Source organism: Mordavella massiliensis, from assembly GCF_016901695.1.
Classification (GTDB): domain Bacteria; phylum Bacillota; class Clostridia; order Lachnospirales; family Lachnospiraceae; genus Claveliimonas; species Claveliimonas massiliensis_A.
The window spans coordinates 90,015-101,393 of record NZ_JACJKS010000009.1 but is presented as its reverse complement, the minus strand read 5'-3'; the positions used below and the strand labels follow the sequence as shown (position 1 = coordinate 101,393).

9 protein-coding genes, 7 tRNA genes and 1 rRNA gene are annotated in these 11,379 nt (G+C 57.2%); 13 read left to right on the top strand and 4 right to left on the bottom strand.

The window, feature by feature from the left end:
* The 8 genes from H6A20_RS08190 to H6A20_RS08155 form a co-directional block, all read left to right on the top strand.
* Positions 1–109 (top strand): 23S ribosomal RNA (locus H6A20_RS08190); the annotation flags it as partial.
* A 71-nt stretch (positions 110–180) separates the two neighbouring features.
* Positions 181–254, top strand: a tRNA-Asp gene (locus tag H6A20_RS08185).
* A 98-nt stretch (positions 255–352) separates the two neighbouring features.
* Positions 353–425: transfer RNA gene (locus tag H6A20_RS08180), tRNA-Val, on the top strand.
* Positions 426–431: 6 nt separating this feature from the next.
* Positions 432–513: transfer RNA gene (locus H6A20_RS08175), tRNA-Tyr, on the top strand.
* 6 nt (positions 514–519) lie between these two features.
* A tRNA-Thr gene (locus H6A20_RS08170) sits at positions 520–592 on the top strand.
* Between the two features lie 32 nt (positions 593–624).
* Positions 625–698, top strand: a tRNA-Met gene (locus H6A20_RS08165).
* Positions 699–702: 4 nt separating this feature from the next.
* A tRNA-Phe gene (locus H6A20_RS08160) sits at positions 703–775 on the top strand.
* Between the two features lie 26 nt (positions 776–801).
* A tRNA-Lys gene (locus tag H6A20_RS08155) sits at positions 802–874 on the top strand.
* Between the two features lie 68 nt (positions 875–942).
* On the opposite strand, the gene H6A20_RS08150 is transcribed toward H6A20_RS08155, so the two are convergent.
* The gene (locus H6A20_RS08150) at positions 943–1,650 is read right to left on the bottom strand and encodes a hypothetical protein (protein WP_204906639.1); all 708 of its coding nucleotides are present in this window, start codon (positions 1,648–1,650) and stop codon (positions 943–945) included.
* A gap of 329 nt (positions 1,651–1,979) precedes the next feature.
* On the opposite strand from H6A20_RS08150, the gene H6A20_RS08145 reads away from it, so the two are divergent.
* From H6A20_RS08145 to H6A20_RS08130, 4 genes are all read left to right on the top strand, one after another.
* A complete protein-coding gene (locus H6A20_RS08145) occupies positions 1,980–4,514 on the top strand; it encodes a cation-translocating P-type ATPase (protein WP_204906638.1) in 2,535 nt (844 codons plus the stop codon).
* 1 nt (position 4,515) lies between these two features.
* Positions 4,516–5,694, top strand: coding sequence for an AI-2E family transporter (locus H6A20_RS08140; protein ID WP_204906637.1), 1,179 nt, complete (start codon positions 4,516–4,518; stop codon positions 5,692–5,694).
* Between the two features lie 154 nt (positions 5,695–5,848).
* Positions 5,849–6,256 carry a pyridoxal phosphate-dependent aminotransferase gene (locus H6A20_RS08135; protein ID WP_204906636.1) on the top strand — a complete coding sequence of 136 codons (408 nt, stop codon included), beginning with the start codon at positions 5,849–5,851 and terminating at the stop codon, positions 6,254–6,256.
* A 74-nt stretch (positions 6,257–6,330) separates the two neighbouring features.
* Positions 6,331–6,945: a nucleoside recognition protein gene (locus H6A20_RS08130; protein ID WP_204906635.1), complete on the top strand. Its 615-nt coding sequence runs from the start codon at positions 6,331–6,333 to the stop codon at positions 6,943–6,945.
* Here the strand turns inward: H6A20_RS08130 and H6A20_RS08125 are convergent.
* Positions 6,942–8,324, bottom strand: coding sequence for an MATE family efflux transporter (locus H6A20_RS08125; RefSeq protein ID WP_204906634.1), 1,383 nt, complete (start codon positions 8,322–8,324; stop codon positions 6,942–6,944). The two genes, H6A20_RS08130 and H6A20_RS08125, sit on opposite strands and share 4 nt — an antisense overlap.
* A gap of 113 nt (positions 8,325–8,437) precedes the next feature.
* On the opposite strand from H6A20_RS08125, the gene H6A20_RS08120 reads away from it, so the two are divergent.
* A complete protein-coding gene (locus H6A20_RS08120; protein WP_204906633.1) occupies positions 8,438–8,989 on the top strand; it encodes a spore maturation protein in 552 nt (183 codons plus the stop codon).
* On the opposite strand, the gene H6A20_RS08115 is transcribed toward H6A20_RS08120, so the two are convergent.
* Entirely contained in the window at positions 8,967–9,434 is a 468-nt protein-coding gene (locus H6A20_RS08115; protein WP_204906632.1) for an HAD family hydrolase, read from the bottom strand. The genes H6A20_RS08120 and H6A20_RS08115 overlap by 23 nt on opposite strands.
* Before the next feature lie 66 nt (positions 9,435–9,500).
* On the bottom strand, positions 9,501–11,207 hold the full coding sequence (locus H6A20_RS08110) for a DUF885 domain-containing protein (protein WP_204906631.1): 1,707 nt from the start codon (positions 11,205–11,207) through the stop codon (positions 9,501–9,503).
* Positions 11,208–11,379 lie beyond the last annotated feature (172 nt).

The following is an 11,379-nucleotide window of genomic DNA, read 5'->3' as shown; positions in this document are numbered from 1 at the left end:
CCTACGAAAGTAGTAAGACCCCTTGAAGACGACGAGGTAGATAGGGCAGAGGTGGAAGTGTGGTAACACATGGAGCTGACTGTTACTAATCGGTCGAGGGCATAACCAAGGAAGGTTCGGGAACGGATGAAGATTTCTTGTATGTGGTTTTGAAGGTACATGATACTTTCAATCTAGTATGGCCCAGTGGCTCAGTTGGTTAGAGCGCCGCCCTGTCACGGCGGAGGTCGAGAGTTCGAGTCTCTTCTGGGTCGTTTTACCGACTACTAAGTTTGCATTTCATGCTCGCTAAGGGCGTCGGTATGCATCGCACGTAAGCGTCTGAAGAACAGACGCCAAGTGCTCATAGCGAGGGGTCTTAGCTCAGCTGGGAGAGCATCTGCCTTACAAGCAGAGGGTCATAGGTTCGAGCCCTATAGGCCCCATTATATGGATGGATTCCCGAGTGGCCAAAGGGGGCAGACTGTAAATCTGTTGCAAATTGCTTCGGTGGTTCGAATCCACCTCCATCCATTTCATGCCGATGTGGCTCAATTGGCAGAGCAGCTGATTTGTAATCAGCAGGTTATCGGTTCGAGTCCGATCATCGGCTTTTGTCTCAGAAGAGACAGAATAATTTCATATCGCGGGGTGGAGCAGTCTGGAAGCTCGTCGGGCTCATAACCCGAAGGTCGCAGGTTCAAATCCTGCCCCCGCAACTTTGCCCAGATAGCTCAGTCGGTAGAGCAGAGGACTGAAAATCCTCGTGTCACTGGTTCGATTCCGGTTCTGGGCACTTTTTTTTTCTCTAAAACCGAACAGGGGCGTGTAGCTCAGGTGGTAGAGCACTTGACTTTTAATCAAGTTGTCCGGGGTTCGAGCCCCCGCACGCTCATAAAAAAAAACAAGCGGAAAGTCCTGAAAAACTGACTTTCCGCTGTCTTTTTTTGCTTATAGGGATAATCATTTCCTGTTTTTCCTGTGCACCATCCTCGCCTGCAGAAGCAGGTAGAGGGGATAGACGAGGCACAGGGCCGGCAGAAGGAAGTTCGCCGGGAAGCCGAGTTTCTCGATAAAGCCCTCGATCAGGATGAAGATGATGATGAGGGGAAGGATATACGTCAGATATCCTTTTGTCCAGGCCGGGAGCTTCAGCCCCCTGCCGCTGTTCACCTCCTCATAGTAGCGGTCCCATCCCCAGGCGTACCGGTTCGTGCAGAACAGAAGGTACAGAAGGGAGCCGAGAGGCAGAAGCGTGTTGGAGAGGATGAAGTCCTCCAGGTCCTGCACGGTGGAGCCTGCCCCGAACGGCTGGAACCCGCTTAAGACGTTGAAGCCGAGCGCGCAGGGAAGCGACAGGACGATGACTGCCGCAATGTTCACAAGGACAGCCTTTTTTCTCGTCCAGCCGAAATCCATGGCAAAGGCGATGATGTTCTCAAAGACTGCGATGACGGTCGTCAGCGCCGCGAAGGCCAGGAACATGAAGAACAGGGCGCCCCACAGACGCCCGCCGGCCATCTCGCTGAAAGTCTGGGGCAGGGTCACGAAGACAGCGCCTCCGTACTGACCGGTGATATAGGGAAAACGCCACACATTGCCGAGGCCGATGGCGCACCCGGCGCTTATGAGGACAAAGCCGAGCCGGGAAGAAAATTTTTCTCGTTTCATAGTAAAAATCTCTGTTTCCACACTCTCATCCTTTCTATTCTAAGGAATGCGCGTGATAATGTCAACCAAAGCCGCATAAACAGGGCGTTTCCGGAAAAAATAAAGGTTGACATGGAATGGAATATCGTTTATATTTGTCTTTGTAAATAAAAGGGAGTAACTGGCATGTGATCTTACACATGTTTGCGATATCGTCAGTACGATGAGAGATCATCCGTATCGTAATGAAACAGTGAGACTTTTATTGCATAACAGGACGTATGCAATAGAAGTCTCTTTTTGTATAGAGTCCTGAACTACTGCTTGCGAAAGAAGAGAGGAGAAATGCTATGTTAACAAGCGAACAGGCCAGACAAAACCAGGAAAAGTATGGTTTTAACGAGCTGGTGGAGGGAAAGAAGAAAAGTACGCTGCAGATTTTTCTGGAGCAGTACAAAGATTTCCTCGTTATCATTCTGATCATTGCCGCCATCGTGTCCGGTTTTCTGGGGGATTTTGAGAGCACGGTCGTGATCCTTGTCGTGATCACCATGAATGCCATCCTCGGAACCGTGCAGACCCTGAAGGCGGAGCAGTCCCTGGACAGCTTAAAGAAGATGTCCGCCCCGGAGGCAAAAGTCATCCGCGACGGGGTGCTGCAGCAGATCCCGTCCAGGGAAGTGACCATCGGCGACCGGGTGCTCCTGGAGGCGGGCGACTGCGTGCCGGCGGACGGGAAGCTGGTGGAGTGCGCCAGCCTGAAAGTGGACGAGAGCGCGCTGACCGGCGAGAGCCTGTCCGTGGAGAAGTCCCTGGATGAGGTGCCGGAGGGAGCCGCCCTCGGCGATCAGACGAACCGGGTATTCTCCGGAAGCTTCGTCACCTATGGGCGCGCGGCCTGCGAGGTGACCCAGATCGGCATGGGCACAGAGGTGGGCAAGATTGCCAGCCTTCTGAAAAATACGTCTGAGAAGCGGACGCCCCTGCAGGTCAACCTGGATGACTTCGGCCGGAAACTCTCTATCCTGATCATCATTTTCTGCGGGATCCTGTTCGGGATCAGCGTGCTGCGGGGGGATAAACCGGGAGATGCCTTCCTGTTTGCGGTGGCCCTTGCGGTGGCTGCGATCCCGGAGGCCCTGAGCTCTATCGTGACCATCGTGCTCTCTTTTGGCACCCAGAAGATGGCGAGGGAGCACGCCATCATCCGCAAGCTGCAGGCTGTGGAGGGCCTGGGCAGCGTGTCCATCGTCTGTTCCGATAAGACAGGGACGCTTACCCAGAACAAGATGACAGTGGAAGATTACTATGTGGACGGCAAACGGATCCCCGCGGAGCAGATCGACCTGAACGACGCAAACCAGGAGCGGCTTCTCAACTTCAGCATCCTGTGCAATGATTCGACCAACACGGACGGCCAGGAGATCGGCGACCCGACGGAGACGGCCCTTATCAATCTTGGAAGCCGGCTTGGCCGGGAGGCGCTGGAAGTCCGGGATGTCTACGAGAGAAAGTCCGAGATCCCCTTTGACAGCGACCGGAAACTGATGTCCACAGCGCATATCCTGGAGGGAAAGCACATCATGGTCATCAAGGGCGCGGTGGACGTGCTCCTTACAAGGATGACAAGCCTTCGGAAGGGGGAGGCAGTCTTCCCCATGACAGAGGAGGAGAAAGCCCGCATCGAGGCGCAGAACATGGAGTTTTCCAGGGACGGCCTGCGCGTGCTGGCGTTTGCCTACAAAGAGATTGAAGAGGACAGGGCCATCACCCTGGAGGATGAGAACGATCTGACGTTCCTCGGCCTTGTCGCCATGATGGACCCGCCGCGGCAGGAGTCCAAGGCTGCGGTCGAGGAGTGTATCCTGGCCGGCATCAAGCCGATCATGATCACGGGCGACCACAAGGTGACGGCGGCTGCCATCGCCAAGAGGATCGGCATCCTGAAGGAGGAGTCCGAGGCATGCGAGGGCGCGGTGATCGAGGATATGTCCGACGAGGAACTGCAGGAGTTCGTGCCGAAGATCTCCGTCTACGCCCGGGTGTCACCGGAGCATAAGATCCGCATTGTGCGGGCGTGGCAGGAGCGGGGTAATATCGTGGCCATGACAGGCGACGGTGTGAACGATGCGCCGGCTCTGAAGCAGGCGGATATCGGCGTGGCCATGGGCATTACGGGAACAGAGGTGTCCAAGGACGCGGCGGCCATGGTCCTGACAGACGACAACTTTGCAACGATCGTAAAGGCGGTGGAGAACGGGCGGAACCTGTACCGGAACATCAAGTTCTCGATCCAGTTCCTGCTCTCCGGCAACTTCGGCGCCATCCTGACGGTGCTCTTCGCGTCCATCGCCGGACTTCCGGTTCCCTTTGCGCCGGTGCACCTGCTGTTTATCAACCTTCTGACAGACAGCCTGCCGGCTATTGCCCTGGGGCTTGAGCCCCACACGAAGGACGTGATGAAGGAGAAGCCCCGCCCGATAGGCGAGTCGATCCTGACGAAGGACTATCTTATGCGGATCGGCACGGAAGGCCTGTGCATCGGCGCCATGACCACGATCGCCTTCCTCATCGGGCTGAACGAGGGCGGCAGCCTGCTGGGAAGCACGCTGGCATTCGGCACCTTATGTACGTCCAGACTTGTGCACGGCTTTAACTGTAAGTCCAACAGACCGGTCATCTTCACAAAACGGTTCTTTAACAACATTTACCTGATCGGCGCTTTTGTGCTCGGCCTGCTCCTGATCACGGGCGTGCTGATGATCCCCGGCCTGCACGGCCTGTTCAATGTGCAGACGCTGGACGGCGCACACCTTCTGATCGTGTACGGACTGGCGCTTCTCAACCTGCCGATCATACAGCTCTTAAAGAAATTGAGGAAATAACATGGATCTGAACGGGGAAAACATTAAAAAAATACGGGGGCTTATCCTTTTTACAGCGGTCCTGGTGGTGTGCCTGTGGAAATACGACGTCGTGTTTTCCGTGCTGAAATTTATCCTGGGCGTGACGTTTCCGTTTATCCTGGGCGGCGCGTTTGCCTTTGTGCTGAACGTTCCCATGAACTTCCTGCAGAGGCACCTGTTTCCCCGGAAAATAACACAGAAGAGCCGGGCCCTGCAGAAGCTGGCCCGGCCAGCGAGCCTTGTCCTTGTGCTTCTGCTTGTGGTGGGCGTTGTGGGACTTGTCCTGTTCGTCCTCATCCCGCAGCTGGGAAGCACGTTCGGCAGCCTGGGGCGGAGCATCCGGATCTTCATCCCGCAGGTGCAGAAGTGGACGGAAGAGCTCTTCCGGGATAACGCCCAGATCAGCAGCTGGCTGCAGGAGCTGAATTTTGACTGGAACCACATCATGGAGATGGGTGTATCCTTCTTTCGCAACGGTGCGGGCAGCATGCTGGACTCCACCATCACTGTGGCCCGGGGCATCATCAGCGGCCTGACCACATTCTTCATCGCCTTTGTGTTCGCCTGCTACATCCTGCTCCAGAAGGAGAAGCTGAACGTGCAGGTGCGCAAAGTGATCTTCGCCTTCATCCCAAAAGGGAAGGCGGAGGCGCTGCTGGAGGTGTGCACGCTGACGTACAACACCTTTTCCAGCTTCCTCACCGGGCAGTGTGTGGAGGCCATTATCCTGGGCACGATGTTCGTGGTGGCCATGACGGTCTTCCATATGCCCTACGCGCTTCTGGTGGGCCTGGTCATCGCAGTGTCCGCGCTGATCCCCATCTTCGGGGCCTTTATCGGCTGCGTCATCGGGGCTTTCCTGATCTTCATGGTGAACCCGGTGCAGGCCCTCGGATTTATCATTCTCTTCTTTGTGCTGCAGCAGATCGAGGGAAACTTCATCTACCCCCATGTGGTGGGCAATTCGGTGGGACTGCCCTCCATCTGGGTGCTGGCGGCGGTGAGTCTTGGCGGAAGCCTGATGGGCGTGGTTGGCATGCTCATCTTCATCCCCATCGTCTCTGTGGTCTACGCCCTCTTCCGGGAGGTCGTGTACCTGAAACTGAAGCAGCACCGGATCGATCCGGAAGAGATCGAGGCGGAAGCGAAAAAAGAATAGCGCACAGTCAAAGGAGCCTCCGGAGGGGGTTCCTTTTTTCTTTGCGGTATAAGCAGACGCATATATATGGTATACGGGGATTGGTATTTGAATCCGTCTGCCGCCGGACGTATGATAGATGCGAAGAAAGAACAGAAAAGGCGGGAACAAAAGTATGAAAAAAATAAAGCGTGCAGACAAGATGAACCATGTGCATTCCGATATACGGGGGCCCCTGTATGTGCGGGCCATGGAGATGCAAAGACAGGGGCGGGACGTGCTGAAGCTGAACACGGGAAATCCGGCCGCCTTCGCCTTCGGCCTGCCGGACAGTATAAGAAATGCGCTGGACGGGCATCTGGAAGAGGGCGTCGGCTACTGCGATTTCAAAGGTATGCCAAAGGCCCGGGAGGCCATCTGCGAGTATGAAAAGAGCAAGGGTATCCTGGTGATCCCGGGAAGCGGTTTCGACTGGCAGCAGCCGGATCATTTCCGGATCGTGATGCTGCCGGAGGCGAAGGTGCTGACAGACGCGGTGAGACGGATGGGAAACTTTTTGGACGGGTACAGACAGAATATGTGAGTGAGAGACGGGCGGCATATCCGCCCGTTTTTTTCATAAGATATAGAAAAGCAGTTTTTTGTAAGGGGACAGATATGCTGAATTATCTCTGGGCGGGCATGATCGTCACGGGCATCGCGTATGCCGCCTGTACGGGACGGATCGTGGAAGTGACCAATGCGGCGCTGGACTCCTCCAAAGAGGCCATCACCCTGTGCATTACCATGGCGGGCGTGATGGCCTTCTGGACGGGACTTATGGAGATCGCCAGGCGGGGCGGCCTGATCCGCGCCCTGACGCGGTCCCTTTCGCCGGCGCTCGCCTTCCTTTTCCCGGAGCTTCCGAAGGCGCATCCGGCCAGGGAGCACATCGCCGCCAATTTTATCGCCAATGTGCTGGGGCTTGGCTGGGCCGCCACGCCTGCGGGGCTGCGGGCCATGGAGGAGCTGGGGAAACTGGAGGAGGACAGAAGGGCCGGCAGAAGCAGAGGGCGGGCGAGAAAACGGGGGATTGCCGGCAATGAGATGTGCACGTTCCTGATCATCAACATCTCTTCCCTGCAATTGATCCCGGTGAATGTGATCGCCTACCGGAGCCAGTACGGGAGCGTCAATCCGGCCGCCATCGTTGGAGCCGGGATCCTGGCGACGATGGCCAGCACCGGGGCGGCGGTCCTGTTCTGCAGGCTGATGGGGAGGAGGAAGGCCTAGTTTTCTGCGGCTTTCTCCTTCCGGCTCAGCATCGGCCACACGGTCAGCAGCATGGTGACAAAGCAGGCGGTGCCGCCCACGATATTGGAGATGGGCTCCGCCAGGAACACGCCGTCTGTCCCGAGTCCGCCCACTGCCGGCAGCAGTATGGTTAAGGGGATCACGATGATCACCTTGCGGAACAGAGAGAAGAAGACGGCCTGCCTGGAACGCCCCAGTGCCACGGCTGTGGACTGGCCGGCGAACTGGAGGGACATCATGAAGATGCCGGCAAAGTAAATATGCATGGCGGGGACGCCCTTCTCGATCAGCTCCGGATCGCTGTTAAAGAGATGGATGAAAAAGTGCGGGAAGAAGAACAGGAGGGCCCAGGCGAAGAAGGAGAATACAATGCAGGCCCAGGAGGTGAACCGGATGGCGGATTTCACCCGCCCGTACTCCCCTGCGCCGTAGTTGTAGCTCATGATCGGCTGGGCGCCGTTTGTGAGGCCGTTGGCCGGCATGGTGATGATCTCCCGCACGGAGTTGATGACTGTCATGATCCCCACATACAGGTCGCCGCCCCAGCGCTGCAGGGTGGCGTTGCACATGATCTGGACAGATCCGTTTGTGACGGACATGATGAAACCGGACAGGCCCAGGCCGGTGATCTTCCGGATCAGACGGGGGTCCGGGCGCATATGCCGCCAGGAGAGGGTGATAACTGCCTTTTTCCCGGTGAGGAAGTGAAAGACCCACACGGCGGATACGAACTGGGAGATGATGGTGGCCAGCGCGGCGCCACGCACGCCCATGTGAAAGACAAAGATAAACAGCGGGTCCAGGAGCAGGTTCAGCACAGCCCCGATGGACACGGAGAGCATGCCCGTGACGCCGAACCCCTGGGCGTTGATAAAATTGTTCATGCCAAGACTTACCATGACGAACAGCGTGCCGCACAGGTAGATGGTGAGGTAGGCGTCCGCATAGGGATAGGTGGCGTCGCTGGCGCCGAACAGATACATCAGCGGCCGGCGAAGCGCATAGCAGAGGATGGCAAGGACCAGGCCGCTGAGCAGGAGCATGGAGAAGGAATTCGCCATGATCTTTTTTGCCTTCTCCGTCTCCCCGCCGCCCCTTGCAATGGAGAAGAGGGGCGCCCCGCCGGTGCCGAAGAGGTTGGCAAAGGCGGTGATGATGGTGATGACGGGCAGCGTCAGGCCGATGCCTGTCAGCGCCTGGGTGGACGTGTGGGGGATGTGGCCGATGTAGATCCGGTCCACCACGTTGTACAGGACATTGATGAGCTGTGCGCACGTCATGGGGACAGCCAGGCGCAGGATGTTGCCGGCCACGCTCCCCTTGCTGAAATCACTTGTGTTCGATGCAGTCGCATGCATGGAAAGATCACCTTCTGAATGTAAAATCGCTGTAAACAGTATAGGCTTTTTTGAAATTCTTTTCAAGATTGCCTCATATACATAAGGGAGAGTGAAAGACAGGGAGAATAAGAATGGAGATGTTTATGATCCTGTCCAACCTGATCGTCCCGGCCGTGATCCTCGGGATCGTCTGCTGCGGGGCAGCGCGGAAGGTACAGGTGTACGATGCGTTTATCGAGGGGGCGAACGACGGGTTTCGGATCGTGGTGAAGATCATGCCGACCATGGTGGCGCTCATGATCGCGGTGGGCATCCTGCGGGCCTCCGGGTTCCTGGATCTGGCGGCGTCCCTGCTCGGACGCTTTACAGACCGCATTGGGTTTCCCGGGGAGCTGGTGCCGCTGACGATCGTGAAGATGTTTTCCTCCTCCGCGGCTACAGGCCTGCTCCTGGATATCTTTAAGGAATTTGGCACGGATACATACACAGGTCTTGTGGCCTCTGTCAGCATGTCCTGCACGGAGACGATCTTCTACACCATGAGCGTGTATTTTATGACGGCAAAGGTGACAAAGACGAGGTTCACGCTGCCGGGCGCCCTTATCGCCACCTTTGCCGGTCTGGCAGCCAGCGTGGTGCTTGCGGCGGGGATGGCGCAGGCTAGCCCCGCAGGGATGCGATGATCCGGTTGGGATTCAGGAAGAGATCCAGGGCATCCAGGATGGAGTGCACGCACAGGTCTGTGGATGTCAGGAGCCGGCCGTAGGCGCCCTCCTGCCCCAGCACAGAGACGGAGAAGGCGGCCTCGCGGCACATGAGGAGGTCGTTGCGCCCGTTTCCGATGGCGGCGCAGTTCTCCTGGCCGAGAGAGTAGAGGATATCCTGCTTCTCCTGCATGGCGGAATCGTTCGGGAAGGTGAGGATCTCCACCGGGAGCCCCTCGCACATCTGGCGCGCCGTACCGTTCGTGTCGGCAGTCAGAACATAGATCCGGAACAGCTCGGAGAGCTGCCGGATCCGGATGGCAACTGCCTCGGAGATGACGCCGTCCAGGGCGATGGTGCCGTTGTAGTCAAGAAGAAGGTATTTCAGATCCAGTGACGGGTAGCCTGGGATTTCTATTTTCATTGGTATATGCTCCTTTCAAATGTTCTGCGATCTATCTATTACCATAGCATAACCGGGATAAAATAGCTATCTCTTCCGGATCAGATCTTCCAGTATTTCAAAAGGCGCGGGTCCTGCATCCAGCACTGTTTTGTGAAACTTTTTCTGCGAGAAGGAACCGCCCCATGCATCTGAGGCAGTCTTCTTCAGCTCGAGAAATTCCACGTAGCCGATGTAGTATTTCAGATAGTTTCCCGGATCCGCCAGGATCAGATCAAAGATCTCCCGGACCGTGTCCGTGTCTGTGATGCCAAAGCTGCGGAAGAAGGCGACCGTCTCCGTAAGGGTCCAGCCGTCGTAGTGGATTCCCATGTCGGCGAGGGCGTAGAGGCCCAGGATGACAGAGGCGTTCTTCTGCTCCAGGAGCGCCCGGTCCGCGTCCATGTCTGTAAAATAGTAGGATAGCATCTCCACGTAGGTGGCCCATCCTTCCGTGTAGCCGCCAAAGGAGAGAAGACTGCGGATGGGGGCGGGGTCTGTGGAGTCATAGTATACGTTCTGGTAGAGATGCCCCGGATACCCCTCGTGGGCCAGGGTGGTGTAGAGTGTCAGGTCGTCGGGCAGATGTCCCCGGTTGATGTAGATCACATTTTCCCCGGCGTTGTCGATGGCGGGAACCATGTAGAAGGCAGGGCTTAAGAATTCCTCCATCTCCGGCTGTACGAAGCGGACCTGGGCATCCGTGTCCGGGAGAGCGGGGAAGTATGCTTCCGTCTCGTCCTTCAGCGCCGCCAGAATGGCCTGCGGGCTGGAATCATCCAGGGAGAACGCCGCCGCGTCCTCCCCCACAGGGGCGACGGACTGCATGGCGGACAGGTCTTCCGCCATCTGTGCGCGGGTCAGCTCCTGGAGCTGGGGGACTGTGCGGGAGGAGCCGGTATCCCGTTTTACAAGACAGGTATAGTACTGTTTGCCGTCAGGCCAGTAGCAGAGGCCGGCGTCGTTGACGCCGGTGTGTTCCAGCGCGTCCATGGCGGCGGCCAGCCGATTGTAGGCGGGGAAGACGCAGCCATGCATCCGCTCCCTGTGCTGGGCGATGCAGGCGTCCTTCTGGGCGGCGGAGAGCCCTTCCAGCGCATCCAGGCGGGACAGGAAGGAGGAGAAGAGGTAGTGGTCATCCCCCAGCGCGGTGTGGGCGGCACACTCCTCCATGACGTCCCGGGCGTTTGCGGCAGACATGAAGAGCCCCTTTTCTGATTTTTCCTTTTCAAACGCAATGAGGGAATCAAAGTAAGCCGGGATCTCCTCCAGAACTGCCAGATAGAGATCCACATCTTCCGGCGAGTCAAACGCGAACTCGCTCAGGAGGACGGGAAGCTGGGCCTGGACCCCGGTCAGGGGACACAGGGGTTCCTCGTAGAGGCCGTAGGGGGCGCCGGCGAGCGCTGTCTCCAGCCAGGACTCCAGCACGTCAAAGGTGAGCCGGTTCTCTTCGGACAGGTTCCCGCGGCGGAACCCATGAAGGGCGGACAGGCAGTTCTCCAGGGCGGCGCCGGAGGCGGCTGTGTCTGTGTCGAAGGAGCCGAGGGTGACAGGGGTATCCCGGATGCCAAAGCTCCCGGGGTTTTTCAGGGTGTAGTGGAGGGTGAGGGAGTCTGCGGACACCTCCCGGCGGAACAGCTCGTCGGTAAACTGCAGGAACCGCGCGTTCTCATCTCGGACGGTCGCAGAACTGCAGGCGGACAGGATCAGGAGAAGGGAAGCGGGAAGAAGAAGGGCATATTTTTTTCTCATACGAAGGGATCTCTCCGGTGCACAGGGTGTGTTACTTATACGTATGCAGGGGAGGGGAAAACCATGCGCGCAGGGAGAGAGGAAACACCTGTACAAAAAATGAAAAAAACTGCTTGCATTCTGTCCGGAACTGTTATATAATATCACTTGCGTTGAGGAAAACCTCGACAAA

Coding starts and splice junctions, on each gene's coding strand:
- H6A20_RS08115 (WP_204906632.1), bottom strand. CDS start 9,434: ATGAAAATAGAAATCCCAGGCTACCCGTCACTGGATCTGAAATACCTT.
- H6A20_RS08135 (WP_204906636.1), top strand. CDS start 5,849: ATGAAAAAAATAAAGCGTGCAGACAAGATGAACCATGTGCATTCCGAT.
- H6A20_RS08110 (WP_204906631.1), bottom strand. CDS start 11,207: ATGAGAAAAAAATATGCCCTTCTTCTTCCCGCTTCCCTTCTCCTGATC.
- H6A20_RS08150 (WP_204906639.1), bottom strand. CDS start 1,650: ATGAAACGAGAAAAATTTTCTTCCCGGCTCGGCTTTGTCCTCATAAGC.
- H6A20_RS08145 (WP_204906638.1), top strand. CDS start 1,980: ATGTTAACAAGCGAACAGGCCAGACAAAACCAGGAAAAGTATGGTTTT.
- H6A20_RS08125 (WP_204906634.1), bottom strand. CDS start 8,324: ATGCATGCGACTGCATCGAACACAAGTGATTTCAGCAAGGGGAGCGTG.
- H6A20_RS08130 (WP_204906635.1), top strand. CDS start 6,331: ATGCTGAATTATCTCTGGGCGGGCATGATCGTCACGGGCATCGCGTAT.
- H6A20_RS08120 (WP_204906633.1), top strand. CDS start 8,438: ATGGAGATGTTTATGATCCTGTCCAACCTGATCGTCCCGGCCGTGATC.
- H6A20_RS08140 (WP_204906637.1), top strand. CDS start 4,516: ATGGATCTGAACGGGGAAAACATTAAAAAAATACGGGGGCTTATCCTT.